The organism is Pseudoalteromonas sp. CST2, from assembly GCF_028599385.1.
Lineage (GTDB): Bacteria > Pseudomonadota > Gammaproteobacteria > Enterobacterales > Alteromonadaceae > Pseudoalteromonas > Pseudoalteromonas atlantica.
Genome location: NZ_JAQREO010000005.1, coordinates 13,579 through 39,636 on the forward strand (window position 1 = coordinate 13,579; position 26,058 = coordinate 39,636).

The following is a 26,058-nucleotide window of genomic DNA, read 5'->3' on the forward strand; positions in this document are numbered from 1 at the left end:
CTGTGGGGTTATTTGAACGCTTTTTATCGGTGTGGGTTGCGCTGGCAATCGCGGTAGGGATTGTCGCCGGTTACACCGTACCCGATGTATTTAGTGTTGTTGCAAGCTTAGAATATGCACATGTAAATATTGTTATCGCTGTACTCATTTGGTTTATGATTTACCCAATGATGGTGCAAATTGACTTCTCCTCTATTAAAGATGTAGGCAAAAAGCCTAAAGGCTTAGTACTGACAGTTGTTATCAACTGGCTCATAAAACCCTTTACCATGGCCTTACTAGGGTGGTTATTTTTTAAAGGCATTTTTGCAGACTTTGTTGACCCACAAACGGCAACAGAATACATAGCCGGTATGATTTTATTAGGAGTAGCACCATGTACTGCAATGGTGTTTGTGTGGAGTCAATTAACAAAAGGCGATGCTAATTACACGTTAGTGCAGGTATCTATAAACGATATTATTATGATTTTTGCCTTTGCGCCCATCGCAGGTTTATTACTAGGGGTAACAGACATAACGGTACCGTGGGACACGTTATTACTCTCGGTGGTTTTGTATGTACTTATTCCATTAATAGCAGGCGCTATTACCCGCAAAAAGTTAGATAAAGGTGAAGATCACACACGGTTAAATCACTTTTTAAAGGTAATGAAACCGTATTCTATAATTGGCTTACTGGCAACGGTGGCACTTTTATTTGGTTTTCAGTCTCAAACATTAATAGATAACCCAGAAGCCATTGTATTGATTGCTATTCCGCTGCTTATTCAAACGTACGGTATTTTTGCAATAGCCTATATAGCCGCAAAAAAAATGGGCCTAGCTCATAATATTGCAGCTCCAGCTTGCATGATTGCAACTTCTAACTTTTTTGAACTTGCTGTTGCCGTAGCCATCTCATTATTTGGTTTACACTCTGGTGCTGCGCTTGCCACCGTTGTTGGCGTTCTTGTTGAAGTACCTGTTATGCTTAGCTTAGTTTATTTTGCTAATAAAACGCGTCATTGGTTTAACTAGGAGAGTGTCATGGTCGTTATTCATCATAACCCTGATTGTGGTACATCTCGCAATGTATTGCAGATTATTAAAGCCGCTGGCTATAACCCCACGGTTATTGAATACCTTAAAGAGGGCTGGACAAAACCTCAATTGTTAGCGTTATTTGCCGCAGCAAACTTAACACCAAAAACAGCGTTGAGAGTGAGTAAATCGCCTGCTGAAGAACTAGGCTTGTTAAATGAAAATGTAACAGACGAAGCTATTTTAGAGGCCATGCTTGAGCACCCTATATTGGTTAATAGACCTATAGTGTGCACCGAAAAAGGGGTTAAACTGTGCCGCCCTAGTGAGCAAGTTTTAACGCTATTAGCACAATGGCCTAAAGGTGAGCTATACAAAGAAGACGGCGAAATGATATTAAACGCGCAGGGCGAACAACCCTAAAAGTAATAAACTATTTGCCAAAACCCCGTTTACACGGGGTTTTTTTGTTTAGCAAAATTATAAACATTTAAACTTGCTTTGCCTGCTTGTGCTAATGACTATTTTGAACAACACTTTAAATAGTCGCGTTGCCACAGAGAGCACTATGCATAAAGCCTTAATAAAAATTGCTGAGCAAAAAAAAATAATTTACTTAACCAGTTTCACGCTGGTGGTAATTATTTTTAATGTGCTTTTAAATGATACGCTCCATAAAAAAATTCATAAAAATGGTCAGCAGTTAACACAGCAAATTTTTGAGCTGCAAATTAATGCCAATGCCGATAAAGAAATAGTGCAGGCATTGGTGCAAAGTAAGGGCTTTATGCTGGCTGCACACTCAAATGCTGAACACTTCAAATACTTAGTTGATATACAGCACGATGTATTTAGCTATAAAACGCTCAGCATAAGTTTATACCACTGGCCTGCCTGGGTGGAGCAAGCCTACTTATTTTTATTATTAAATATCATTATATTAGGTGCCACTAGCTGGTGGGTTAGATGGTGGAAAGTATTAGTAACAAAACCGGCAGCGAACATGCCATTGCCTTACAGCAAAACTAAAGCTGCAAAAAAACTTTCTACGCAAATCACCACATTAAACTGCGAAGTAAAGTCTATGTACGGTGTTAGTGCAGCACGGCATAGCTTATTTGCCATAGTGAAATGTGATTGTGTGTTTGATGAAAATACCGATACCCAAGCAAGCTTTAAGGTATTGATAGCAAAATATTTTAAAGAGCTTCCTGCAGTATCAGTTAATGTATTTGATGCTAACAACCTTGCTATTACTTTAAATAATATCCCCGTAGCAAAGCTAGATACATACAGTGAAAGCCTACACGAATGCGTTTATCAAATTTGTAAGCGTTATCGAAGCACAGTAACGCGTAAAAACATAAAGGTTGGACTGTGCGATTATCGTTATGCGACTGAGCAACCCGTTATTTTTAAACTCGCTAAGTCGGCCTTAGTATTTTCAGAAAAAAGCTTAATTCAGCACTGGCATAGGCTCGCGTTACAGCACGAGCAAGGGAACTTAATTTCAAGTAAGCAGGTTATTGAAAATATTAAAAAGAATAAATTTATCTTATTCTTTCAACCGTTATTTATGATCACCAGCGGCGATATTGTACAACATGAAGTGCTAATAAGAATTAGGCAGCAACCGCACGGTTTATTAGCTGCGCGTTACTTTATTAATCAAGACTTTAACAATCACCAAGCATTTGAGTTAGATAAAGCGGTGCTACTTCAAGTTAAAAAGCTTATTTTAGCTGAGCCCAGCGCTCTAACGGTGAGCGTTAATTTGCATATAAGTAATTGGTTTAACGAGCAGTTTTGGAGCTGGTTTATCACCAATATGAAAGATTTTACGACAAAGCGAAAATTACAGTTTGAAATTAGCGAAGCAGACTTTATTAAGTACCAAGCGCAATTAGCAGGCGCCTTTGAAAAACTGACGGCCCTACAAAGTTTGCTGGTGATTGATAATGTACAGAATGTGGAGCACATTAACCAAATTGCTTCTCAAAAATTAGTTAGCGGTATTAAACTAGGGTATCCGCTTGTTCATAATGTGGATGAAAAAACACAACAGCAAAAACAAGTTAAAAACATTGTGGCGCAAAGCAAGTTGCTCAATATACCTGTGTACGCGGTGGGTGTAGAAACCCAAAAAGAGCTACTTATGTTGGCTAAACTAGGCGTAGTTGCCGCACAAGGTTTTTACTTTTCTGAGCCCTTGCAGGAATACACGCATGCCACGTTTTACTAAGGGCAGTTAATCCTTTTAAGCTAAGTACAGCCAAAAGGGCCACTCTAGCAGCGGTTGTAGAGCTCACTAGGTTACACACTGCACCGTGGTTAAACTGGCCTTAAGTAAGCATGTTTTAATGCCCAGAGGTTAATAGCCTTAAATCAGGCCACGATATTTTAGCCCATTGAGCCCCTGTAAACCGCCTGTATGAATCGCCATTATATGACTACCAGCAGCAAAGTAATCTTGCTCGATAAGTTGCCATAGTGCATACATCATTTTACCGCTGTATATAGGCTCAAGAGGTAAGTTATGTTGCTGCTGCATGCGTTGGCAAAACTGCCATAAGTCATTACTAAATTTGCCATAACCGCCATCATGAAACTCAGTAAGTAGCTGCCAATTGGATTGCTGAGCTGCTTTTTTACTGAGTGCTGTAATTTCTTTGTTCAAGTACTCGGCTTGTTTTAATACCGCAATTCCTAACAGCTGTGTGGCCTCATAGCTACCTTCAATTAAGCCTGCAAGTGTTCCTCCACTTCCTGTGGGGCATACTAAGTAATCATGCTTTGGTAAGCTTTTAGCAAGCTCAGCACACCCAGGCAGGGCGTATGTATTACTTCCACCTTCTGGGATTATATAGGCTTGCGTAAAGCGTGCTTGCAACTGGGCTAAATAATCTGGGTTATTGCGCTGCTTATATTCAATACGAGTAACCGCATGTAAATCCATTGCACACTGTTTAGCAAATTGCAGGGTGGGGTTTTGAGTATCTAAGTGTGGCCCTCTAATTATGGCGTGGGTTTTTATATTAAATAGTTTACCCACCCCAGCACAGGCGTGAACATGATTAGAAAAAGCCCCCCCAAAGGTGAGTAGTTGTGTTTTATTAAGGGCTTGCATTTGCTGTAAATTATATTTTAGCTTACGCCATTTATTACCACTTATTAGCGGGTGAAGTAAGTCATCTCTTTTTATACTTAACCGTATGTTTCTCTTTTTTAGACAGTCGCTATCTATTTGTTGTATTGGACTTTCTTTTTCAATATTAAATAAGTTAAGCATTATTTCTCGCGTTTAAACTTGCAAACTAACAATCTTGTACGACACTTAATTAATCTCTTATTAACAATAGTAGCTATATGAAAAAAAAGCTGTTTTCGTTGTTATCTTGGTTAAATCGCAGTTTAGACTCAAGCACAGCGATTGGTATTGCTACTTATGCAGATACAGTAAAAGCGGTGTGTTTAAAAAAAAATCAAGGGCAGTGGTACGTACATAACTCACACAGTGTGAATGTAGAGGACCAAACGGATTATACAGTCGCTATTGCAACTTGCACAAATGAAGTTTGCGCTGAGGTGTGCCCTGTAAATTTAGTGGTTCCTCATTATTTTTATCAAATAGTGCAAATGGATAAACCCATGCTGAGTGACGAAGAGATCATTCAATCCTTACCTTGGACAACAAAAGACTTAGTTGATATTCCACCAGAGAACATTGTTGCCGACTTTATCGATTACCCCATTATTCAGCCTATGCAAAGCAGTAAAATGAATGTGTTTATTACTAATAAACTACAGTTACTGCCTTTTATTGATAGCTTTTCAAAAATAAAGCCTGTGCTCAGAGCAATGACCTCGGAAGAAATGATTTTAGTGACCTTGTTTGGCGAAGATAAAAGCGCGCACATGCTTATAGTGCAACATGCAGGGCATGAGCCGCGTATTTTAATTATTCGTGATGGTCAGCTTTTATTAGCTAGGCGTTTAAACGGGTTTTTAGGCATTTCAGATAAAGAGCGCACACACGGTTTAGTTGAAGCCTTAGGGCTTGAGATCCAACGATCAATGGATTTTTTTGAAAGCCAACTAAAACAGCCTCCTATTAGAAGCATTCAGCTGCATTGCGATGATTTATCGTCTTTAACGTTAAGGGCAGGTCTTGCAGAATTTTTGCAAGTAAAGGTTGTTGATTTTAAACCTAATATAGATTTAGCGCAGGAGCTTGAGCCAAGCTTTTATTACGCATTAGGCGCAGCGTACCAATTAACCGATCCGGATTCAGTGCTATGAAAACACGGATTAATTTTTACCAAAAAGCCATTAGGGTTAGGCGCGACCCCGTGCCCTTTAAAGGAATGCTGTTGCTGTGGCTAGGTACATTGCTAGTGGTTGCATTAACCTGGTTGTTTTATTTATACGAAGAGCACAATAGCCAGCAATTACTTACACAAAGCCAAGCTTATCTAAAGCAAACGCAGCAGCAATTAAACGTGGTAAAGCAGCGATTAGCTGATAAACAAAATAAATCGCATTTGATAGATGAGCTAAAAGTACTGCAACAAGAAATTTTGCATAAACAGCAGGTGTTTGATTATTTAGAAAACACATCCATGCACACGAAAACGGATTATGCCGATGTAATGCGCGATTTGGCAGCGTATCACGAACCGCAAATTTGGCTTGATCAGATAAAATTTGAAGGCCAAAAAGTAATGCTCAAAGGGCGTACTCAGCAAGCTAAATTTTTACCTATTTGGCTTGCTAATCTCAAGCATTCGAGCTTTTTTAAAGGGAAGGAGTTTTCAGTGCTGGAGCTGTCGAGCAGTGATGGCGTGAGCGAGTTTAATGTGGCTACAGAACTTAGTTCAAGTGAGGTAACACAATGAATGAGCAAAATGAAAATAAAGGCTGGCCATTATTTGTTAAATACCAAGCACAATTTGCGGCATTACAGCAGCGAGAAAAGTATTCTGTACTGTTTGTTGGCTTATTTCTTATTGTTTATTTAGGTTTATGGTTTGTGGTGTTTCCACAGCAAGATGCAGTAAATAGTTTACGCGTTGAACAAAATACATTGTGGCAAAAACTCAACCAAAATGAAGCACAGCTCTCTATGCTTACTCAGGCATTAGAGCATGACTACACTAAAGTACTCAGAAATCAGGTAGGGCAAACCCAGCGCGAGCTAGAAGATATAAATAATAAGTTAAGCACGTTTAGCCAAGGCTTTATTTCAGCAAACAAAGTACCTGCCGTATTAAAAGATTTATTAGTAAATACCCCCGATGTGCAAGTGGTTGGCTTTAGGGTAAACCCAGCAAAAGCAATTGATGTAGAAAAACTCGGTGAGCACGATACGCAAACCTTGTTTTTCGAACACCAAATGGTGGTTACTTTGCAGGGGCGTTATTTTAGCTTACAGCAGTATTTAGAAGGCCTTAAAGCTAGCCAACAAAAGTTGTTAATACAGCAGTTTAACTATCAGGTGCAAACATACCCTAATGCAGAGTTAACATTACAAATAGCAACGGTGAGTGCCAATGAAAAATTTATCGCTTTATAGTTTGTGTGTATGTTGCGTGTGTTTTTTCTCTGTTAGTTCAGCTGAAATACTGCGCGATCCTACTCAGCCAAGCAATGCACCAATACTAAAAGGCGCTGCAGTTAGCAATACAGCGCTGTCGTTACAGTCAATTATTAAAACCGAAAAGCAATACAAAGCGATTATTTCTAAGCAGGTGTATAAGCCAGGAGATGTAATAGGTGAATTTCGGGTGCTAACAATAAACGCCAATTCAGTGTTGTTAGCAAATGATGATAAGCAAATAAAATTAGAATTATACGACTATGAAATTAAAAAATAATATAACAAAGCCATGGCTTGCGCTTATTTTAATACCGCCTTTTTTAACGGCGTGCCATAGTTTTAAGCCCGGAAAAGAGATTCAGCCACACATAGCACAAGAGCTTGATCCTATAAGCAACAATGCTAAAAGTGTTGCCCCAGTAGAGGTAAGTAGCGCGCTTACACAAAGCTTACTTTCGTCACTTAATAGCGAGCAAAGTTTAACAAATGAGTTAGCTGTAAAGCGTTTTGATGTAGCCGCAAAAGAGGTAGAAATAAGCTCATTTTTTAATGGATTAACTGCTGATACTCCATACAGCGTGGCAGTACACCCAAAGGTGAGCGGAGTTATTTCTTTAAATTTAAAAAACGTAACGTTTGAAGAAGTTATAGCTGTTATTAAACGCATGTACCCGTTAGATATTGTCCAAGAAGGTCGTATTGTGCAGGTGTTACCAGCGGTCATGCGCACAGAAACTATACCGGTTAATTATTTAATGATGCAGCGCCATGGGCAATCAACGGTAAGTGTTGTTGCTGGTGGAGTGAGCCAGTTTTCACAAAACAACTCAAGTTCAAATTCAAGCTCAAACAGTAGTAATAATTCGAGCCAAAATAATCAGTTTGGCAGCGATAATCAAAATACCGAGCTAAATGGCTCTCGCATCCAAACAATTAACCAAAACGACTTTTGGAAGGAACTTGAGCTTGCTCTTAAATCACTTATTGGTTCAAACGATGGTCGTTATGTGGTTGCCAGCCCACAGGCAAGCTTGGTTACGGTTAATGCATTACCAAGTGAAATAAACCAGTTAAAAGACTTTTTACGTCAAAGCCAAGAAAACCTTCAGCGACAAGTTATTCTTGAGGCTAAAATTGTCGAAATAACCTTAAAAGATGAATACCAACAAGGGGTTAACTGGGAGCGAATTTCTAGAGGGTTAGAAGGTGGGGTGTCGTTTGCAACTACAGCAGGCAGCATAGGTAATTCTATTTCAGCTACTTTAGGAGGGGTCTCCTCGTTAACGATTGAAAAAGGCGACTTTAGCGGCGTAATTAGTTTGCTTGAAACGCAGGGCGACCTGCAAATGCTTTCTAACCCGCGTGTAACTGCAACAAACAATCAAAAAGCCGTGATTAAAGTGGGGCAAGATGAGTACTTTGTTACTAACGTTTCGAGCACAACAGTAACGGGCACCTCAACGACTACGTCACCAGAAATAGATTTAACTCCGTTTTTTTCGGGAATTGCCTTAGATGTCACACCACAAATTGATAAATATGGCTCAGTTATTTTGCACGTTCACCCATCGGTAACCGAAACAGAAGAGCAGCTCAAGGTGATTACATTAGATGATCAGCGTTTTGAGTTGCCGCTTGCACAAAGTAATATTCGCGAATCTGACACGGTGATCCGCGCTCAAAGTGGTGAAATAGTCGTAATTGGTGGGTTAATGCAAACCACCACAGAAGATGAAGAATCGAAAACACCCATTTTGGGCGATGTGCCAATATTAGGTAACTTGTTTAAAAGTATTAGTAAGCGCCAAGAGAAAAAAGAGCTCGTTATTTTAATCAAGCCAACGGTGGTGATGCCCGACACGTGGAAAAAGCAACAAGCTCACAGCCGCGCGCTGTTAAATACATGGTATGAGAACTAACTATGTATTTGAGCTTTTTTAATTTAAGTGAAATGCCTTTCACCTTAACCCCAAACACCGAGTTTTTTTGTGCACTTGAGCCGCACCACGAAGCGATGCAAGTACTTACCACAGCGCTAGAAATGGGGGAGGGATTTATAAAAGTAACAGGAGAAGTAGGGACAGGCAAAACCTTACTATGCAGAAAACTTTTAAATCAAATTGAAGAAGACTACTTTGTGGCTTATTTACCTAATTCTTATTTAAGCCCTGAAGAATTACGTTGGGCTATTGCTGTAGAACTTGGCATGGAGGTAGATAAAAGCCTAGATCAACAATCGTTAAGCCAGCAAATCAACCATTACTTACTAGAGCTACAAGAAGATAACGAACGGGTTGTACTACTAATAGATGAAGCGCAGTGCCTGAGTTGGGATACACTTGAAGCGCTTCGATTATTTACAAACCTAGAAACCGAAACCGATAAGCTTATTCAGGTGGTGCTATTTGGCCAACCTGAATTAGATGAAAAACTTGCCAATAGTAAAGTGAGGCAACTACGCCAGCGGATCAGTTTTTCCTACTCATTGCGTGCAATGACCGCCAGTGAAGTTATTTATTATATTAATCACCGTTTACAGGTGGCAGGCTTTAATCAGCCACCACTATTTACGAATCGTTTAGGATTAAAAATAGCGCGTGCGAGTCGAGGAATTCCCCGTTTGGTCAATATTTTATGCCATAAAGTTTTACTGCAGGCATACGGTGAAGGCCTTAATAAAGTAACACCGCGCCATATACATCTTGCCATTGCAGACACCGAAGATTGCAAAAAGCACCACGCTAACCATTACTGGGCTTACAGCTTATTAGCTATTAGTGTTTTTGTTATTGCAGTTATGTGGGTATGGAGGCAATGGTTATGAGTGTTATTAATAACATGCTAAAAAATATCGACCAGCGCCAAACTGCACAGCGTAATCAGCAAAGTGGCGGGGTCGCTATTCCCCCTGTACGCGACTACCACGATGTATTATTTAAAGTGCTGAGTGTTTTATTAGCGATTGTACTAATTTTTACAGCCTACCTTTATTTACCTTTTGCACAGGCACCACAAGCGAGTAAGGACACGGCTGAAAAAGCATATGCGGTTAATAATAACAGTCAGCCGATTGAAATTGCCCAAGCTAAAATTACCCCCGTAATTAAGCCCTTAAAACAATTAAGCGAAGAAAACACTGGCGCTAAAGCAGCTCATATTAATGCAGATACGCAAAAAGAGCTGGCGCAGGTACAAAGCAATAACGCATTACCTGATCAGCCAAAAGACGAAGTAATACAGCTACACGCTGCAGACAAAGCTGCGCTACTGAGCAAAAAAGCAAGCCCCACAGAAGCAAACGCTAAAGTAGCCACTAGCACAGAAATAAATGCCCCAGTTGAAGCAAAAAGCAGTGCACCAGTAAAAAGCATTACACAGGCTGAGCAGCCGCCCGCTGAAAATAAATTAGTAAAAACTGCCAGTGTTAAGCAAAGCAAAGCCCAGCGTATAGCACTGCAATTAAAGCGTGCTAAACAAGCGTTGGAATTTGCTTTATATGATGATGCGATTAACGATTTAACCGCTATTTTACAAACACAACCTGAGCATATAGAAGCGCGTAATTTACTCGCGGCAACGTATTTTCAGCAGCAAGATGTACTTATGGCTCAGCAGTTATTAGTTGCTGGCATAAAAATAAACCCTGAGGTTGTGCAGTGGCGTGTAATGCTCAGTAAAATTTTAATTATGCAACAAGAGTACGAAGGCGTGCTTAAACTGCTTATAGCCGAACTTGAGCCGCAAGCAAACTTGGAGTTTTGGGTATTAAAAGGTACTGCAGCACAAAATGCGCAGCAACATCAAATAGCGCTTGCGAGTTTTACACAGCTTACACAGCTTCAGCCTCAGCAGGCTAAGTGGTGGCTGGCGTTAGCTACTTCAAAAGATGCGTTAGGGGAGTTTGCTGATGCAAAGCACCTTTATAAAGTTGCCCTAGATTTAGGCGGTTTAAATGCCGCAATGACGCAACATGCACTACAGCGCTTAGTCGCATTGAAGGAGGCTGTATGAGACCCAGTTTAAAAATGCGTTTAGGGGACTTACTCGTTCATGAGCAAATGATCACCGAAGCACAGCTAAGTGAAGCACTTAATGTGCAAGCTGCGTCAGGGCGAAAGTTAGGGGCTACATTAATTGCGCTTGAGTTTATAAGTGAGCCGCAATTATTGCGCTTTTTAGCCCAACAATTACAAATACCGTTTTTAGATATTTCGCAGCGCAAAATATCTTCAGATGTATCTAAATTACTTTCAGAAGTTTATGCCAGGCGCTACCGAGCATTAGTAATAGAAGATAACGGTGATTCTGTGTTAGTCGGAATGAGTGACCCCGCTGATTTGAGAGCGTTGGATCAGTTAGCGCCAATGCTAGCCCCTAAGCGAATTGAGCTTGCTGTTGTGCAAGAAAGCCAGCTTATGGCAGCGTTTGATAATGTGTACCGCCGAACAGAAGAGATTACTAACTTTGCTGAAAAGCTACACGAAGAATACGAAGACGTAGAAGAGTTTGACCTTAATTCCTTAGCAGATGAAACCTCTGACGCCACCGTAGTAAAACTACTGCAATCTATATTTGAAGATGCAGTACAAGTACGTGCCTCAGATATCCACATAGAGCCTGATGAAAGGCTATTACGCATTCGCCAACGAGTTGATGGTGTATTGCAAGAGCACACATTAAACCAAGTAAAAATAGCCTCTGCTTTAGTACTTAGGCTAAAACTTATGTCGGGGTTAGATATATCGGAGAAGCGGTTACCGCAAGACGGCCGTTTTAATATAAAAGTGCACGCGCACAGCATTGATGTACGTTTATCGACAATGCCAGTGCAATATGGCGAGTCAGTTGTGATGCGGTTGCTCGACCAATCTGCAGGGCTTTTATCGTTAGATGAAACGGGCATGCCGGTGCATATTTTAAAACGCCTGCGCAGCATTATAAAACGCCCTCATGGCATGGTGTTAGTGACAGGGCCTACCGGCTCAGGAAAAACGACCACCTTGTACGGCGCTTTAAGTGAACTTAACCAACAAGAAAGTAAAATTATTACCGTAGAAGATCCGGTTGAATACCGCATTGGGCGGGTAAATCAGGTGCAAATAAACAACAAAATAGGCTTAAATTTTGCCAGTGTATTAAGAACCACGTTACGCCAAGATCCCGATATTATTATGGTTGGCGAAATGCGTGACCAAGAAACCGTTGATATAGGCCTAAGGGCTGCATTAACAGGCCATTTAGTACTTTCTACGTTACATACCAACGATGCCATATCAAGCGCAATGCGCTTAATTGATATGGGAGCACCCGCTTATCTAGTTGCAAGCTCACTACGCGCTATTATTGCTCAGCGCTTAGTTAGGCGTATTTGCAATGAATGTAAAACACCGTATCACCCAGATAAACAAGAACAAAGCTGGCTTACGTATTTAGGCGAAGATGTTAGCAGCACACAGTTTTGGCGAGGCCAAGGCTGCACAGCATGTAGCCATAGCGGCTACAAAGGCAGGGTGGGGATTTTTGAGCTGTTAGAAATGAACGACGCTATGATGGATGCCCTGCGTATTAACGACACGCAGCGTTTTGGTGAAGCGGCTAAAAATAGCGCTAATTTTGCACCGCTTTCTTATATGGCTTTAACGTATGCAAAGCAAGGCATTACCTCGTTAGATGAGGTATTTAAAGTGGCTGAATATGTACCTGAAGTGGTAGGTGATGACGATGCAGCTTTATAGTTACAAAGCCAAAGACGCAAAAGGTGCGTTGGTTAAAGGGCGTGTTGAGGCAAATAATGAGGCCGGTGTTGCCGATAGCTTATTAAAGCGCCAGTACATACCTATTTCAATTTCGTTAGTTGAAACAAAAAACAATATAAAGTTATTCGATAACTTATTTAGCGAAAAAATAACCCTTGATGACATGATCATGTTTTCACGGCAAATGTATTCTTTACTTAAAGCCGGGATCCCCATTATTAGGGCAATGATAGGGCTTGCTGATACCACGCAAAATAAAGAGTTTAAAAGTGTGTTGCTTGAAGTAACACGCCAGCTCGAACAAGGCCGTGAACTATCTAGTGCGTTAGCTATACACAACAAGGTGTTTAGCCGTTTAACTATCTCTATGGTTAAAGTCGGAGAAGGCTCGGGACGATTAGAAGATGCGTTTTATCAGCTGGCTATTTACTTTGAAAAAGAGCAAGAGACTCGTAAGCGCATAAAAGCCGCTATGCGTTACCCCACTTTTGTTATTTTGGCGCTTTTAGTTGCGATGATCATATTAAATATTTTTGTGATCCCAACCTTTGCCAGCATGTTCGAAAAGTTTGATGCAGAGCTGCCTTTAATGACCCAGATCCTCATTGGCACCAGTAACTTTTTTGTCAATTATTGGTGGCTGCTAGCGCTAATGTTAGTGGGGGGAGTCGTTGCATGGCGTCGGTATTTAAATACGTCGGCTGGGCGCTTTAAGTGGGATCACCACAAACTCAAAATTCCATTTGTAGGCGATATTTTAAAACGCACCTTACTTGGCCGTTATAGCCAAAGCTTAGCCATGGTGCTGCGCTCGGGCGTCCCTATGACGACAGGGCTGTCGTTAACGGCCCATGCAGTTGATAACAGCTACATGGAAAAAGCCATTATCACCATGCGTCAAGATATCGAAAAAGGCGACAGTTTGTTGCGGGCTTCACGAAGTAGCGAGCTATTTTCACAGTTGGTACTGCAAATGGTGGCCGTGGGTGAAGAAACCGGTCGCGTAGATGAGTTATTACAAGAAGCGGCTGATTTTTATGAACGTGAAGTCGATTACGATTTACGCAGTTTAACCGCAAAAATAGAGCCCATTTTGACGGTGTTTGTTGCCATTATGGTGCTTATTTTAGCACTCGGTATTTTTATGCCAATGTGGAACATGATGTCGGCTATTAAAGGGTAGCCATTGTGACTAACTGTCGTGTTCGTGCAACAGGTTTTTCGTTATTTGAGCTCGTTTTAGTAGTTGTTTTACTGGCAGTTATTATGGCTTTTGCTATACCTCAATACATAGGCATTAAAAATCAGGCACACAATGCGAGTGTGGATGTGGTGGCTGGTGAATTTGCCTCTGCGGTGTTGATGGTCAAAGGTCAGTGGGAATTATCGGGGCGTCCAAAGGGCGTTAATAATACAACACATATTAATTACGGAGGTGTCATTGTTGGTGTCGATGGACACAGAGGTACACCAACGGGTGATAAAACGACTAATACTGATACGCGGGCCAGCGCAATGACTGCACTGCAATGCCAAAAAGTATTAAGTGTAATTTTACAAAATGCGCCAACAAGCACATTAAGTACCGAGGTTTCTATAATAACCAAGGTGAGTTATTTAGTGCGTCATAACACTAAAAACAACCAGTGTATTTATTATTTAACTCATAATTTAAACACCAATAACCTACCTACCGATGGCGCCCTTATGGCTAAAAAAGTAGGGTTTTCGTACTTTCCAACAACAGGCAAAGTGCAAATTTTTAAAAACTAAGTAATTATAAAGAGGCTTACTTATGAAAACGCAGTCATTAAAACAACCAATGAATAAGCAAGCAGGTTTTACGCTTGTTGAACTAATAATTGTAATTGTAATTTTAGGTATTTTAGCGGTGACCGCTGCCCCTCGTTTTTTAAACCTTCAAGGTGATGCTAACGCTTCTACACTCGAAGGTTTACAAGGCTCAATTCGCAGTGGTATGAACATCGTTAATGGTAAATCTATTATCGCAAGTGACCACAAAAAAGCGAGTGCAACGGTTACTGTTGATACCGGCGATGCAGTAGCTACAGTGTATGGCTACCCTGCAGCGACAGAAGCAGCTTTTGAAGCTTTTTTAGATGTAGAATTTGCATCTGATGATTCTGCAGATTTTAACCTTGTAGCAGTTGCTGCTGATGAAAAAGCAATTATTTTCCCTAATAGCTACGTGCAAACTGATGATTGCCGTATTGAGTATACACAAGCAGCAGATGAAAACGACGGCACACCGCCTGTGTCTGTGACGCCTCCTACTGTTACGCTTATTACGAGTGGGTGTTAATTTACATAAATGAATAGCAGTAGTAATCAACGATTGCGTGGCTTCACACTGGTTGAATTAATTATTACTTTAGTTATTTTGGGCATACTGTCGGTAACGGCAGTGCCCAAGTTGCTAGGAAGTTCAACAGAGCAAGCATACTCATACAGAGATAGGGTATTAAACGCCCTACGCACAGTACAATTACGCGCGATGCAAAATACTGCAACAAGCAGCTGCCATAAACTGTATATTTCACCTACCTTGGTTGCGGGGCCAGAGCCAGAAACCTGTACTGGCGGCCCAAGTACCAATAATAGCGAGTATTTAGTTGTTGCTATCAATACCGAGCGCAGCGACGTACGATTTAATGCCTTAGATAGCAATGCTAATGTGTTTACGCAAATTAACTTTGACCCACTTGGGCGAGCAGATCAAAATTGCACACTACATTGTAAAATTGACCTGGGTCTAGCCGCGGTGTGCATTAGCGGTGAAGGGCTTATTTATGCCTGCCCCTAAAATACAATCAGGTTTTACCTTGATTGAGCTGATTATTGGCATTGTAATGCTTGCTATTGCGCTAAGTATCATTACAGCGCTTATAGCACCTCAAGCAAAGCAAAGTGCCGAGCCTATTGTCGCACTCAGGGCCTCAGAGCTTGGGCAAGCATTAATGAACGAAATATTAGCTAAATCATTTGATGAACATAGCGAGCGCACGCCACCATTTAGGCGCTGTTCCGAAACAAGCTTAGGCGCCCAGCCTTGTAGTACTCATTCTGAGCTTGGTGCTGATAGCGGTGAAGCACGGGCTGATTTTAACGATGTTGATGATTACATTGCGCTCACAGGGCAGCCTATTAGTGATAGTTTAGGGAATACATTAGCGCAATACAGCGACTTTTCACTGGTTGTGAACGTGCAATACGACAGCGACCTAAACGAGGCAACCAATAACGATGGCGTTGCCTTTAAACGAATTACCATTGAAGTAACCTCACCCTTGGGGCAAGTGTACGGCTTTAGTGCATATAAAGGTAATTACTAATGAATAGAGCAAAGCAAAAGCGTGGCTTTACCTTAGTTGAGCTATTACTTGTGATGGTAATTATTGGTATTTTAGCCGTAGCGTCATTTTCGTTTATTAGCGCTGGATTTAATATTTACAGCCAAGGCGTGAAACGTCAAGAAGCGGTGGCGCAAAGTCGCTTTGTTTTAACCCGATTAAGTAAAGAGCTTCGCCACGCAACCCCTAACTCACTGCGCTTAAATTGTGATAACGCCAGCAATGGAGCGTGTAGCACGCAGCAATGTTTAGAATTTACGCCGTTTTTATCTGCCACTCATTATACCGATTACTTACCCACTAGTGCCCCTTTTGAGATTACCGCCGTTAATTTTGCGCTTAATAATTTAACTGAGCCACAAATAAACGATTGGGCAAGTATTTATCCATTAAATAGCAGCGATATATACGATGAAAGTCAAAACAAGCGCCTACAAGTTAGTGGCTACAGCGCCGTTACAAGTGAGCTAGATACATGGCAATTTAGCAAAGCATTTGCTCAAGAGTCACCGAGTAAGCGCCTTTATTTATTAGATCAGCCCGTTAGCTTTTGTGTAGAAGGTAATTCAATGTATCGCTATAGCAACTACGGCTTTACTACAAATCAATTAAACGCCGCCAGCTTACAGGTTAGCTCGGGCATTAAACGCGATTTAATGAGTAATTATATTGCCAACGACTTAACGAGCAGAGCCTTTTTTACGTTAAGTGAGATTTCGCTACAGCGCAGCGCGGTTGTTAATGTGTTTGCGCAAATGGGGTTTAACGACACCGAACAAATAAGTATTAGCCATGAGGTGCATGTGCCTAATGTCCCCTAATATAAAAAAAATCAGTTTTGCTAAAAAGCAGCAGGGTAATTTGCTCATAATTACGTTGGTGATCATTGTCACTTTGCTGGCACTAGGGCTGGCGCTTTCTAAAGTGTTATCGGGTGCGGCGCAGCAAAATACCATTGAGTATTACGGCGCGCGCGCTTACATGGCAGCCCAAAGCGGATTAGAAACCGGCTTAAGCGAAATTTTTGCACTAAATAGCACTGCGCAAACATGCAGTGCAGTAACCACCAGTAGGAATTTTAGCAGCCTCTATCTAGCCAATTGTGAGGTTGAACTAAGCTGTAGTGAATACATAGCCTTACCCGACAGTAGCACCCGCTCTGGCACTGTTAATATTTACTACTTACAAAGCTCTGCAACGTGCGCCGCCAATGATTGTGCTGCCGGTGCAGCATGTCAAAAGGAATATTGGCAAACCCAACGTACTCTAAGTGTGGAGGCTAAAACATTACCATGAGCAAATATACCCTCTGTATTTTATGTTTAATAAGTTTGCTACTAAGCCGATACGCTATGGCTGTACCGCCTAAAATTGAAGGGCGATTTATAGAGCTACAAGACACGTACACTTCACCCATATGGACAAAAATAAATTTTCAGCAGCAATACATAACCCCTCCTGCGGTATTTATGTTGTCCACTAATCAAGGCGGTAACCCCGCTATAGTGAGAATACGCAATGTAACAACCACAGGGTTTGAAGCATTGCCACTTGAGCCATCAGGAGAAGATGGCGAGCATATAACCATGGGCGCGCACTATTTAGCGGTAGAATATGGAGTGCATGAATTTCCTGATGGGACCATTATGGAAGTGGGGAACACCGACTTACGCCTTGAGCTGCAATACGGTGATAAGTCGGGGTTTGCCCCCATCACGCCTAAAGGTTACAAATCACTGACTTTTAATAAACCGTTTGCCGTAAGGCCTAACTTTTTTCATTCGTTACAAACACTAAATAGTTTAGATAGTAACCCGCCGTCTCAAGCGCTTGTGCCTTTTTTAACCATTGCAGTGCAAAGTGGTTCTTTATCTACAGGCGGGGTAAATATAGCGTTAGAGGCCTCAGAAACCGCATTAGGTGTTATTCAAACTGAAACGGTGGCCTACATGGCCGTAGAGCCTGGCAGTAATCGCACCTTTACCGATGACAATGGGGTAGAAGTGTCCTGGGAGACCTTTTTTACAGGGTTCGAAGTTGATGGTTGGAATGATGGATGTAACTACTTTAATTTTAACAATAACTTTAGTGAAGCACCGCTGGTGGTGGCAAGTAAAAATTCTCGACTGGAAGAAGACGGTGGGTGGCTGCGCAGCTGTAATTTAAGAGCGGATCGGTTAGGGCTGGTGGTTGATGAAGACCGTGATGGCGACAGAGAGCGTAACCACGTAAAAGAAGAAGCCTCTATATTGGCCATGACCAGTACGTTTGTATTTAATGGTGATATTTTAGATTGCGATACTTTATTTCCTGGCGCTATTTCTACCTACAATGATGGACAAGTGCAGCTTGTTCAAGGTGTGGAAATAACCGATAGCAATGCACAATTTATCACCACTACTAATTTAATATCAACTGCACTCACCAACCCGCCTTTGTGTAATGGCCAAGGCTGTGTGGCAACTGGGTATAACTCTCTTGAGCCAAATCAAGCTGCGCAAGTACCCACGGTCACAAACGATGGAAGCTCTACCGGTGATGTGCCTGTATCGTTAGCGGGCGATTATTTTTATGACGAACTAGCACTTAACTTATTGGAAGATGAGTACAAAGTAACAGCCCCCACCCGTATCTTTTTAAAAGATACATCGTCGCTAATTTCTAGCGCATTTTTGAACATAGGCAAAACGAATATTGCGGTTGAGGAAGGGGCGTATTTAGCTATATATGTCGATGGGGATGTTGCCATTGCGGCCGATGCAAATATTGCTGCATACATTGTCGCAACGGGGGAGGTAAGAATTGCCCAAAATGTCACGTACCAGGGCTCTATAACCGCTGCAACACAAGTAATAACCGAGGGCAGCTCTACGTTTGATGCGTTAACAGTGCCAGAGAGTATTCCTGGGTTTTGCGGTATTTTTACGCCGGTTTTGCTTGATCACTACCGCATATCATTAAGTGATGACCCAGGCTTAACCTGCCAAGCAAAAGAAATGACATTAACCGCCTGTGCAAACGATGCATGTGATTTACTGTACGATGAGCCTTCCGCACTTGACCTGTCTCCAGATAATAGTGGCCAGCAAAGCTGGGTAAGCGGTGAAAATATTACCTTTACAGGCTCTGCCACAGTAGCGCTTGCAAAGCGTACCACAGGGACCGTCACACTTGGCTATAATACCGCCGACCCATCTGCACCGCTGCGTTGTTATATTAATGGTAATAACGTAGGGCTGGGCGGGTGCAAAGTGGTTTTTTCTGATGCAGGGTTTATTTTTAATAACGACACCGCCAATACAGCGAGTATCCCCACTCAATTATCTGGTAAACCCTCTAGCGAGGGTTTTAATGCCGCCGAGCTATCCATTCAAGCGGTTAAAACAAATACCACAACAGGCGTATGCGAAGCCGCATTCCCTGCAGGTGGTCAAGTTGATTTAGATTTAGCTTATACCTGCAGTACCGGCGCTACGTGTTCAGATCCAATACAACTTAGTAATAATGCGAATACGTATAGCGTGCAGCAAGCATATCAAACTTTTTCGCTCACCTTTGATCAAGACTCAAAAGCCCCTATTGCTATTAACTACCCCGATGCCGCTAAATTAAGTTTAAATGCACGGGCAACAATTGTATTAGACCCAGTAACTAATTTATCAGTAAGCTTAACCGGCAGCTCTAACGAATATGTAGTTAAGCCCTTTGGATTAGCGATGCAAGTTGCAAGTGACGGCTATGCCCAAACAGCAAACGATAGTTTATTTAGATTAACGGGTGAGTCATTTGATTTAAAAATGAATGCAGTACAGTGGCGCGCAGGGCAAGACAATAACAACGATGGGATACCTGATAACTATAGCGCTATTCATAGCAATCCCATTGCCAAACACTTCATTAGCGAGTCTCCTTTAGTAACACATAGCTTAGTATTACCCGGCTCTGGGAATGAGGGGCAAATTGAAGCGCTAAGTACCCTTGCCTTTACAGATACGGGAAGCTTGAGTGAATCCATATCGCAGTACGCTTATGACCAAGTGGGTATTATAAACGTGTTTGCGGGTTTACAAGATGGCGATTATTTTGGTGTGGGCGATGTAAAAGGGCAGCTAAACAACGTAGGGCGATTTGCTCCATCGCACTATCAAGTATTAGGTGTTCAAGCTGCTGCGCAATGTACACAGTTAGGTAGTAATTTAACCTATTTAGATCAGCCCTTTGAGCTTGGTTTTACGGTACAGGCGCTTAATCATAACAACCAGCTAATGGCTAATTACAAACAAGGCTTTGAAAAAGCCCAAGTACAAATAAATGCCGAAAACAATCAAGCTGGTAATTATGTACCAGCAACAACGTTAACCAGCAGGTTAGCAAATATAAGCAGCAACAGTTGGAACACTCTAGCCGATGGACAGTGGCAAATGAGCGACAGCACAGCCATGTTAACGCGCTTGGCTATAAATAGCCCCGACGGCCCATTTACTATGGTTAATCTTATGGCCACCGTCACTAACACAGAAGGCGCTACGTTAATTGATGCTAACGATGAGCCGAGTACGCAAGTAAGCTGCAGCACTGATTGCAATAGCGTGCGTTTAAATGATGTGCCAATAGACTTTCGCTTTGGACGGTTAGTGCTAGGCAACAATGCCGGCTCAGATTTAGACTCATTACGTGTGCCTATGCAGGCTCAGTACTTTGATGGAACAGGCTTTGTACTAAATACCGAAGATAACTGCAGTGTATTTGAGCATCCGCAGTTATCCCAAATATCGCCTTCAACGCCAATATTAAGCTATGAGTATGGTGCAGGCGCAGCGGGTTCATTAGAGGCAGGCAGCTACCCTACAAACAATGCTATTTATGCAACACCAAATGGCAATGGTACATTTACATTAGAATACGAAACAGAAAATTGGTTAAAGTGGGATTGGCTTGGTGATAATTCACAGCAAGATCCCCATGCTATTTTGCAATTTGGTCGCTTTAGAGGAAATGATCGGGTTATTTACTGGCGTGAAACAAGAGAATAGTTGTAAACTAAGATAATAATTGAACAAAGCTTGTGTTTTGTGCTTCAAGTACATAGCATAAGGCATTGGGTGTATTGATTTTTGATGGTTGAAAAATGTTCAGCTTTCAAAAGTGAGTACACTCTAATAAACAATAATAACGACCAAATAATTGCCGCTTTTTGGGACTGGAATATATGCGAATTGCTCCTTTATCTCTGTTAATTTCCGCTAGTTTGTTAGCTAGTAGTGCATTTGCACAAGACACAGCAACAGTAACCGGAATTGAATCAGAGATTAGTATTAAACAAACAGAATACGATAACTCGACACAAATACTTGAAAAACACTTAAAAGAAGAAAGTCAGTTACAAAACCAACTTGAACTACTTCGTTCTCGCTCTACAGAGCTTGATAAAGAGAAAAACCAAGCACTTGATGCGATGAACGAAATGTATCGCCGCTTAATTGACGATCCTACGCTTGATATTAGTGCTGCCCAATCGCGCTATCAAAAAGCCGTGGTTGATCATAAGCAAAATAAAGACGACATCTCAATGCAGTTGGCGGCAATTGCATCTCATCGTAAAGATATAGAGCAAATTCGTGTTGCAAAACATACGCTTTTAAACACCTTAGAAAGCTTAAAAGAGCAATTAACTACAGCCCGAGTAGAGCGTTTACGTAATGAGTTTACCCGCGAAGGTACACTGGAAGTAAACCACACAATTAACTGTAAGCGTACCGAAACGCTCGCAGCCTGTGAGCAACGCGGCCAGCAAATGGGTTTACAAAAAGCCACTAAGCGCTTTGTTGATCAAATATTTGCTAATTTAACAGAAGAGCGAATTGTTGAACCAAAACGCAACATGGCAGGCGCACAAGTACAAATTTTAAGTAGCCATGTAGTTAACAGTGCATTTAGCGGACAAGGCAATTACAACGTTAACTTAAGCGTAACCATGCGCGGCGAAGTAAACAGCAGCCGCCTATGTAACTTATTAAACGTAGATAACCGTTATTGTTCTGAATATGGCTCGCCACTCGCGACAGCGTATCAGCCTGGTTACGGTACAACCTACTCTGATAGTCAGTTAACATTCAGCAACGCCGCGGATAATACCGACACTGTGTCTGTATCGCGAATGAACAATCAGCCAGTGCGCGATTATTCAGTGAAAGCTGCACCTACAAAAAAAAACTATCCATCAATTATAAATAAAGAGAAAAATCAGCAAGTTGAGCTGACTTTACGTTCAAATGTTTACGATGATGAAGTGTTTATTGATGGGGTGAGCTTTGGCTCTACGCGTTTAGTTACGCGTTTACCGCGTGGTGTGCATAACGTAGAAATACGTAAATTAGGTTATAAGCCTTACAAAGTAAGAGTTGATTTAACTAAAGCACAGACTATTCATGCTAACTTAGTAAAAAAGTCTGAGTCGATTGCTGCACCGGCTTACACTCGCGAGCAACCAAAACCTGTAAGTCGTACAGCAAGCGCTAATCGCTCTGCTGATGTACAAAATAATGTTGTAGTTGTGCCCGCCGGTAAATTTAAGATGGGCGATATTAACGGCAATGGTTTAGCAAATGAACGCCCGGTTATTGAAAAAGTGATAGCCAGCTCATTTGCTATGCAAACCAAAGAGGTTACCGTAGGTGCCTACGAAGCGTTTGTAGCAAGTACTGGGTATAAAACACAAGCAGAGCAAAGCAAAGGGTGTGCTTATTATTTAAATGGCGAACCCGTATGGGAAGCTAATTTAAACTGGCGTAACCCAGGTTTTGAGCAAAGCAGCGATTTTCCTGCTGTGTGTTTAACATTTAACGACGCGAAAGCGTACGCCGAATGGCTCTCTGGCGAAACCGGCCAGCAGTACCGTTTACCTAATGAAGTTGAATGGGAATACGCCGCTCGCGCAGGTACAGAAACAGAATACCCTTGGGGTAACGAAATAGGTAAAAATTTAGCTAACTGTGGTTGGTGTGGTAGCGAATGGTCAAACAAACGTGCAGCACCGGTGGGTTCTTTTTCTCCTAACGCATTTGGATTATACGATACCGTAGGCAATGTGTGGGAATGGACAGCTAAAGAGTCGGGCGAATCTGATGTTGCAGTAAGAGGCGGGGCGTGGAACTTTGCACCAAGCCTTGCACGTGCTTCAACACGATTAATTTTAGCGCCAGATTTTAGATCTAACTACATTGGCTTTCGCTTAGTCCGCGAACGATAGCATTTAACCAAGGAAGCCTAGCTTCCTTTTTTCACAAATTAACAAAGGTAGTTGCGCTTTATATTGCTCATCTAATTAGGCATGTTAAAGTGAGTGCAGCTAACATAAGAACGTATTTCAAAGGTCATCCAGCCTCATGTTTAAAAAACTCCGTGGTATTTTTTCAAACGATCTATCGATCGACTTGGGTACAGCCAATACCCTTATCTATGTAAAAGAAGAAGGTATTGTACTTAACGAACCTTCAGTTGTAGCTATTCGTCAAGAACGCGCTGGTGGACCTAAAAGTGTTGCTTCTGTGGGTACAGAAGCAAAACAAATGCTAGGGCGTACACCGGGTAATATTAAAGCGATTCGCCCAATGAAAGATGGCGTAATAGCCGACTTTTATGTAACCGAAAAAATGTTACAACACTTTATAAAACAAGTGCACAATAATAACTTTATGCGCCCAAGCCCGCGTGTACTTATTTGTGTACCGTGTGGTGCAACCCAAGTGGAAAAGCGTGCAATCCGCGAATCAGCAATGGGTGCCGGCGCGCGCGAAGTGTACCTAATTGAAGAGCCAATGGCCGCAGCAATTGGTGCTGGGCTACCAGTATCAGAAGCAACCGGTTCTATGGTTGTTGATATTGGTGGTGGTACTACCGAAGTTGCTATTATTTCACTAAACGGTGTTGTTTACTCATCGTCTGTGCGTATTGGTGGCGATAAATTTGATGAAGCCATTATTAATTATGTACGCCGTAACTTTGGTAGTCTAATTGGTGAAGCAACGGCTGAAAATATTAAACATCAAATTGGCTCTGCTTTTAAAACTGACGAACCAATTGAAATTGAAGTACGCGGTCGTAACTTAGCCGAAGGTGTTCCTCGCTCATTTACACTTAACTCGCACGAAATTTTAGAAGCACTCCAAGAGCCGCTAATGGGCATTGTAAGTGCCGTAATGGTTGCGCTTGAGCAGTCTCCACCTGAGCTTGCATCAGACATTTCAGCTCACGGTATGGTACTGACTGGCGGTGGTGCACTATTGAAAGATTTAGATCGTTTATTAATGGAAGAAACAGGCATTCCTGTGGTTGTTGCCGATGATCCACTTACGTGTGTAGCACGTGGCGGCGGTAAAGCACTTGAAATGATTGATGTTCATGGTGGTGACGTTTTTAGTTACGATTAATGAAATTACTGTTTGGACAAACCATCTCTTTGCAACTGCGACTTTTTGTCGCAGTGCTTTTGAGCATAGTGCTCATTGCGGGCGATAAGTTTACACAAGGCGGCACGGTTGTACGTACAAGCCTTAATACACTTGTCAGCCCATTAATTTACGTTGCCAACCTACCTTACGAAATATTTAGCTTAGGTGCTAAAAGCCTGCATACCCGCGATCAGTTACTGAGTGAAAACGAAGCGCTGAAAAAAAAGCAAATGCTACAAAGCGAGCAATTGCAGCAATACCAATTTTTAGCCCGCGAAAACCAAAAGCTACGCGCTTTACTTGGCTCATCGGCTAAGCAATCTAATCGTAAAAAAATAGCCCAAGTACTTTCTGTACATTCAAACCCTTATAGTCATCAAGTGGTTATTAACCGCGGTACCACCGACGGCCTAAGCGAAGGCCAAGCGGTAATTGATGAAATGGGGGTTGTTGGCCAATTAACAAAAGTAGGCTCTACCACATCGCGCGTGCTACTAATGACCGACACAACTCATGCTACGCCGGTACGTATACTACGAAACGACGTACGCACGGTAGTCGAAGGCATAGGTAAAATTAACGTTGTTAAGCTTTCGCATGTACCTCATAGCCTTGATGTGCGCATTGGTGATGTACTCGTGACCTCGGGGCTTGGCGGTACGTTTCCTGAAGGTTACCCGGTGGCCGTTGTCACCGAAATAAACCGCGATGAAGGACGCCCATTTGCTCAAGTATTTGCAGAGCCTATTGCACAGCTAGACCGTATTCGTTTGTTGGTTATTTTATGGCGCAATCAACAGGAGCAAATCAGCGATGATTAATCGTTATTCATTGTTAATTGCCCTAAGCATCTTTTTTGCTTTAATTATGGCATTAATGCCACTGCCTTTTTCGTTTGAGCCCTTCAGACCTGATTGGGTATTACTGGTATTAATGTACTGGTCGCTGGCAGTGCCGCATAGATTAAATATTGGTACCGCGTGGGTTGTTGGCCTACTCATGGACTTAGCCTTAGGCTCGCCATTAGGGGTTAACTCACTCACGTATTCTATTTGTATATTTGTGACCGCAAGTAACTTTCAAAAAATACGTAACTTTTCGCTTTGGCAGCAAAGCTTATTAGTGGGCTTATTTTTAACCTTGTATCACTTAATGCAATTTTGGTTAAATCACTTTTTATTAGGTGTTTATTTTAATCCACAATACCTGTGGCCAGTGGCGACCGGTATGGTCAGCTGGTTTTGGGTCTTTTTACTTCTTCGCAAATACCGTAGACATTTTAGGATCAGGTAATGACAACCGCAGTATATTTGGCATCAGCCTCCCCGCGACGTAAAGAGTTGTTGAGTCAGTTAGGCATTGAGTTTGAACAGTTCAGTGTAGATGCAGATGAAACCCCACTTGCAAACGAGCAGCCTCATGCATTGGTTGAGCGCTTAGCCTGCTTAAAAGCGCAAACAGGCGTAGCGCTTGGTTACACAGACCGCCCAGTGCTTGGTAGCGATACTGTGGTTGTTATTGATAACGAATCGTTGGGTAAACCACGCGATAAAAACGATTTCATAACAACACTTAAACGTTTATCTGGTAATACACATCAAGTACTTACTGCCGTTGCTTTTGCTACACAAACAGATGTACTAAGTTGTGTGGTGAGTACCGATGTGACCTTTAAAACCCTCAGCGATGAAGAAATAAATAGTTATTGGGAGTCAAACGAGCCACAGGATAAAGCCGGTGGTTATGGCATTCAAGGCTTAGGTGGTCGCTTTGTTACACACATTGCGGGTAGCTATTTTGCTGTTGTAGGCTTACCTTTATACGAGACCGAACAATTATTACAAGCATTCTTAAGAAGGTAAC

At 41.9% G+C, this 26,058-nt stretch carries 25 protein-coding genes; 24 read left to right on the forward strand and 1 reads right to left on the reverse strand.

The genetic code is table 11. The features are described 5' to 3' along the window. Nucleotides 1-2: 2 nt before the first annotated feature. The 3 genes from arsB to PSH41_RS08560 all read left to right on the forward strand — a co-directional run bounded on the left by arsB (nucleotide 3) and on the right by PSH41_RS08560 (nucleotide 3,264). Complete coding sequence (gene arsB, locus PSH41_RS08550) at nucleotides 3-1,019, forward strand: ACR3 family arsenite efflux transporter (RefSeq protein WP_029773089.1); 1,017 nt, start codon at nucleotides 3-5, stop codon at nucleotides 1,017-1,019. A gap of 9 nt (nucleotides 1,020-1,028) precedes the next feature. Then, the gene (gene arsC / locus PSH41_RS08555) at nucleotides 1,029-1,445 is read left to right on the forward strand and encodes an arsenate reductase (glutaredoxin) (protein ID WP_054982914.1); all 417 of its coding nucleotides are present in this window, start codon (nucleotides 1,029-1,031) and stop codon (nucleotides 1,443-1,445) included. Nucleotides 1,446-1,590: 145 nt separating this feature from the next. Beyond that, nucleotides 1,591-3,264 carry an EAL domain-containing protein gene (locus PSH41_RS08560; RefSeq protein WP_273588806.1) on the forward strand — a complete coding sequence of 558 codons (1,674 nt, stop codon included), beginning with the start codon at nucleotides 1,591-1,593 and terminating at the stop codon, nucleotides 3,262-3,264. Between the two features lie 138 nt (nucleotides 3,265-3,402). On the opposite strand, the gene PSH41_RS08565 is transcribed toward PSH41_RS08560, so the two are convergent. Continuing rightward, nucleotides 3,403-4,311 (reverse strand): 1-aminocyclopropane-1-carboxylate deaminase/D-cysteine desulfhydrase, encoded by a 909-nt coding sequence (locus PSH41_RS08565; RefSeq protein ID WP_273588807.1) that lies wholly within the window; start codon nucleotides 4,309-4,311, stop codon nucleotides 3,403-3,405. Nucleotides 4,312-4,388: 77 nt separating this feature from the next. Between PSH41_RS08565 and PSH41_RS08570 the strand changes: the two genes are divergently transcribed. From PSH41_RS08570 to PSH41_RS08670, 21 genes are all read left to right on the forward strand, one after another. After that, complete coding sequence (locus PSH41_RS08570; RefSeq protein ID WP_273588808.1) at nucleotides 4,389-5,321, forward strand: MSHA biogenesis protein MshI; 933 nt, start codon at nucleotides 4,389-4,391, stop codon at nucleotides 5,319-5,321. Next, nucleotides 5,318-5,917: a PilN domain-containing protein gene (locus PSH41_RS08575; protein ID WP_064386229.1), complete on the forward strand. Its 600-nt coding sequence runs from the start codon at nucleotides 5,318-5,320 to the stop codon at nucleotides 5,915-5,917. The genes PSH41_RS08570 and PSH41_RS08575 overlap by 4 nt, the downstream gene beginning before the upstream one ends. Next, nucleotides 5,914-6,594 carry a hypothetical protein gene (locus PSH41_RS08580; RefSeq protein ID WP_024032505.1) on the forward strand — a complete coding sequence of 227 codons (681 nt, stop codon included), beginning with the start codon at nucleotides 5,914-5,916 and terminating at the stop codon, nucleotides 6,592-6,594. The genes PSH41_RS08575 and PSH41_RS08580 overlap by 4 nt, the downstream gene beginning before the upstream one ends. Then, the gene (locus PSH41_RS08585; RefSeq protein WP_064386227.1) at nucleotides 6,572-6,895 is read left to right on the forward strand and encodes a hypothetical protein; all 324 of its coding nucleotides are present in this window, start codon (nucleotides 6,572-6,574) and stop codon (nucleotides 6,893-6,895) included. The genes PSH41_RS08580 and PSH41_RS08585 overlap by 23 nt, the downstream gene beginning before the upstream one ends. Then, nucleotides 6,879-8,537 carry a pilus (MSHA type) biogenesis protein MshL gene (gene mshL, locus PSH41_RS08590; protein WP_273588809.1) on the forward strand — a complete coding sequence of 553 codons (1,659 nt, stop codon included), beginning with the start codon at nucleotides 6,879-6,881 and terminating at the stop codon, nucleotides 8,535-8,537. Before PSH41_RS08585 ends, mshL begins: the two co-directional genes overlap by 17 nt. A 2-nt stretch (nucleotides 8,538-8,539) precedes the next feature. Further along, nucleotides 8,540-9,442, forward strand: a complete 903-nt coding sequence (locus PSH41_RS08595; RefSeq protein ID WP_054982908.1) for an ExeA family protein — start codon at nucleotides 8,540-8,542, stop codon at nucleotides 9,440-9,442. After that, nucleotides 9,439-10,629 carry a tetratricopeptide repeat protein gene (locus PSH41_RS08600; protein ID WP_273588810.1) on the forward strand — a complete coding sequence of 397 codons (1,191 nt, stop codon included), beginning with the start codon at nucleotides 9,439-9,441 and terminating at the stop codon, nucleotides 10,627-10,629. The genes PSH41_RS08595 and PSH41_RS08600 overlap by 4 nt, the downstream gene beginning before the upstream one ends. Beyond that, nucleotides 10,626-12,353: a GspE/PulE family protein gene (locus tag PSH41_RS08605; protein ID WP_248451646.1), complete on the forward strand. Its 1,728-nt coding sequence runs from the start codon at nucleotides 10,626-10,628 to the stop codon at nucleotides 12,351-12,353. The genes PSH41_RS08600 and PSH41_RS08605 overlap by 4 nt, the downstream gene beginning before the upstream one ends. Then, a complete protein-coding gene (locus tag PSH41_RS08610) occupies nucleotides 12,340-13,557 on the forward strand; it encodes a type II secretion system F family protein (protein ID WP_096041080.1) in 1,218 nt (405 codons plus the stop codon). Before PSH41_RS08605 ends, PSH41_RS08610 begins: the two co-directional genes overlap by 14 nt. Before the next feature lie 5 nt (nucleotides 13,558-13,562). Further along, a complete protein-coding gene (locus tag PSH41_RS08615) occupies nucleotides 13,563-14,147 on the forward strand; it encodes an agglutinin biogenesis protein MshB (protein WP_273588811.1) in 585 nt (194 codons plus the stop codon). Nucleotides 14,148-14,169: 22 nt separating this feature from the next. Beyond that, nucleotides 14,170-14,697 carry a prepilin-type N-terminal cleavage/methylation domain-containing protein gene (locus tag PSH41_RS08620; RefSeq protein ID WP_064386213.1) on the forward strand — a complete coding sequence of 176 codons (528 nt, stop codon included), beginning with the start codon at nucleotides 14,170-14,172 and terminating at the stop codon, nucleotides 14,695-14,697. Between the two features lie 9 nt (nucleotides 14,698-14,706). Further along, the gene (locus tag PSH41_RS08625; protein WP_273588812.1) at nucleotides 14,707-15,198 is read left to right on the forward strand and encodes a type IV pilin protein; all 492 of its coding nucleotides are present in this window, start codon (nucleotides 14,707-14,709) and stop codon (nucleotides 15,196-15,198) included. Next, complete coding sequence (locus PSH41_RS08630) at nucleotides 15,185-15,727, forward strand: type IV pilus modification PilV family protein (RefSeq protein WP_064386211.1); 543 nt, start codon at nucleotides 15,185-15,187, stop codon at nucleotides 15,725-15,727. The genes PSH41_RS08625 and PSH41_RS08630 overlap by 14 nt, the downstream gene beginning before the upstream one ends. Next, a complete protein-coding gene (locus tag PSH41_RS08635) occupies nucleotides 15,727-16,566 on the forward strand; it encodes a PulJ/GspJ family protein (RefSeq protein WP_273588813.1) in 840 nt (279 codons plus the stop codon). Before PSH41_RS08630 ends, PSH41_RS08635 begins: the two co-directional genes overlap by 1 nt. Continuing rightward, nucleotides 16,556-17,041: an agglutinin biogenesis protein MshP gene (locus PSH41_RS08640; RefSeq protein ID WP_273588814.1), complete on the forward strand. Its 486-nt coding sequence runs from the start codon at nucleotides 16,556-16,558 to the stop codon at nucleotides 17,039-17,041. The genes PSH41_RS08635 and PSH41_RS08640 overlap by 11 nt, the downstream gene beginning before the upstream one ends. 56 nt (nucleotides 17,042-17,097) lie before the next feature. Further along, nucleotides 17,098-20,778, forward strand: a complete 3,681-nt coding sequence (locus PSH41_RS08645; RefSeq protein WP_273588815.1) for an H-type lectin domain-containing protein — start codon at nucleotides 17,098-17,100, stop codon at nucleotides 20,776-20,778. A gap of 176 nt (nucleotides 20,779-20,954) precedes the next feature. Next, nucleotides 20,955-22,994, forward strand: a complete 2,040-nt coding sequence (locus PSH41_RS08650) for an SUMF1/EgtB/PvdO family nonheme iron enzyme (protein WP_273588816.1) — start codon at nucleotides 20,955-20,957, stop codon at nucleotides 22,992-22,994. A gap of 136 nt (nucleotides 22,995-23,130) precedes the next feature. Beyond that, the gene (locus PSH41_RS08655; RefSeq protein ID WP_002958401.1) at nucleotides 23,131-24,174 is read left to right on the forward strand and encodes a rod shape-determining protein; all 1,044 of its coding nucleotides are present in this window, start codon (nucleotides 23,131-23,133) and stop codon (nucleotides 24,172-24,174) included. Beyond that, nucleotides 24,174-25,016, forward strand: a complete 843-nt coding sequence (gene mreC / locus PSH41_RS08660) for a rod shape-determining protein MreC (RefSeq protein ID WP_024032490.1) — start codon at nucleotides 24,174-24,176, stop codon at nucleotides 25,014-25,016. The genes PSH41_RS08655 and mreC overlap by 1 nt, the downstream gene beginning before the upstream one ends. Further along, nucleotides 25,009-25,488, forward strand: coding sequence for a rod shape-determining protein MreD (gene mreD, locus PSH41_RS08665; RefSeq protein ID WP_004585757.1), 480 nt, complete (start codon nucleotides 25,009-25,011; stop codon nucleotides 25,486-25,488). Before mreC ends, mreD begins: the two co-directional genes overlap by 8 nt. Next, the gene (locus tag PSH41_RS08670; protein ID WP_273588817.1) at nucleotides 25,488-26,057 is read left to right on the forward strand and encodes a Maf family protein; all 570 of its coding nucleotides are present in this window, start codon (nucleotides 25,488-25,490) and stop codon (nucleotides 26,055-26,057) included. The genes mreD and PSH41_RS08670 overlap by 1 nt, the downstream gene beginning before the upstream one ends. The last annotated feature ends 1 nt before the right edge of the window (nucleotide 26,058 follow it).

Bases quoted from the DNA above. Each gene is read 5' to 3' on its own strand.
- arsC (WP_054982914.1), top strand. From the start codon at position 1,029: ATGGTCGTTATTCATCATAACCCTGATTGTGGTACATCTCGCAATGTA.
- PSH41_RS08560 (WP_273588806.1), top strand. From the start codon at position 1,591: ATGCATAAAGCCTTAATAAAAATTGCTGAGCAAAAAAAAATAATTTAC.
- PSH41_RS08565 (WP_273588807.1), bottom strand. From the start codon at position 4,311: ATGCTTAACTTATTTAATATTGAAAAAGAAAGTCCAATACAACAAATA.
- PSH41_RS08570 (WP_273588808.1), top strand. From the start codon at position 4,389: ATGAAAAAAAAGCTGTTTTCGTTGTTATCTTGGTTAAATCGCAGTTTA.
- PSH41_RS08575 (WP_064386229.1), top strand. From the start codon at position 5,318: ATGAAAACACGGATTAATTTTTACCAAAAAGCCATTAGGGTTAGGCGC.
- PSH41_RS08580 (WP_024032505.1), top strand. From the start codon at position 5,914: ATGAATGAGCAAAATGAAAATAAAGGCTGGCCATTATTTGTTAAATAC.
- PSH41_RS08585 (WP_064386227.1), top strand. From the start codon at position 6,572: ATGAAAAATTTATCGCTTTATAGTTTGTGTGTATGTTGCGTGTGTTTT.
- mshL (WP_273588809.1), top strand. From the start codon at position 6,879: ATGAAATTAAAAAATAATATAACAAAGCCATGGCTTGCGCTTATTTTA.
- PSH41_RS08595 (WP_054982908.1), top strand. From the start codon at position 8,540: ATGTATTTGAGCTTTTTTAATTTAAGTGAAATGCCTTTCACCTTAACC.
- PSH41_RS08600 (WP_273588810.1), top strand. From the start codon at position 9,439: ATGAGTGTTATTAATAACATGCTAAAAAATATCGACCAGCGCCAAACT.
- PSH41_RS08605 (WP_248451646.1), top strand. From the start codon at position 10,626: ATGAGACCCAGTTTAAAAATGCGTTTAGGGGACTTACTCGTTCATGAG.
- PSH41_RS08610 (WP_096041080.1), top strand. From the start codon at position 12,340: ATGCAGCTTTATAGTTACAAAGCCAAAGACGCAAAAGGTGCGTTGGTT.
- PSH41_RS08620 (WP_064386213.1), top strand. From the start codon at position 14,170: ATGAAAACGCAGTCATTAAAACAACCAATGAATAAGCAAGCAGGTTTT.
- PSH41_RS08625 (WP_273588812.1), top strand. From the start codon at position 14,707: ATGAATAGCAGTAGTAATCAACGATTGCGTGGCTTCACACTGGTTGAA.
- PSH41_RS08630 (WP_064386211.1), top strand. From the start codon at position 15,185: ATGCCTGCCCCTAAAATACAATCAGGTTTTACCTTGATTGAGCTGATT.
- PSH41_RS08635 (WP_273588813.1), top strand. From the start codon at position 15,727: ATGAATAGAGCAAAGCAAAAGCGTGGCTTTACCTTAGTTGAGCTATTA.
- PSH41_RS08640 (WP_273588814.1), top strand. From the start codon at position 16,556: ATGTCCCCTAATATAAAAAAAATCAGTTTTGCTAAAAAGCAGCAGGGT.
- PSH41_RS08645 (WP_273588815.1), top strand. From the start codon at position 17,098: ATGGCTGTACCGCCTAAAATTGAAGGGCGATTTATAGAGCTACAAGAC.
- PSH41_RS08650 (WP_273588816.1), top strand. From the start codon at position 20,955: ATGCGAATTGCTCCTTTATCTCTGTTAATTTCCGCTAGTTTGTTAGCT.
- PSH41_RS08655 (WP_002958401.1), top strand. From the start codon at position 23,131: ATGTTTAAAAAACTCCGTGGTATTTTTTCAAACGATCTATCGATCGAC.
- mreC (WP_024032490.1), top strand. From the start codon at position 24,174: ATGAAATTACTGTTTGGACAAACCATCTCTTTGCAACTGCGACTTTTT.
- mreD (WP_004585757.1), top strand. From the start codon at position 25,009: ATGATTAATCGTTATTCATTGTTAATTGCCCTAAGCATCTTTTTTGCT.
- PSH41_RS08670 (WP_273588817.1), top strand. From the start codon at position 25,488: ATGACAACCGCAGTATATTTGGCATCAGCCTCCCCGCGACGTAAAGAG.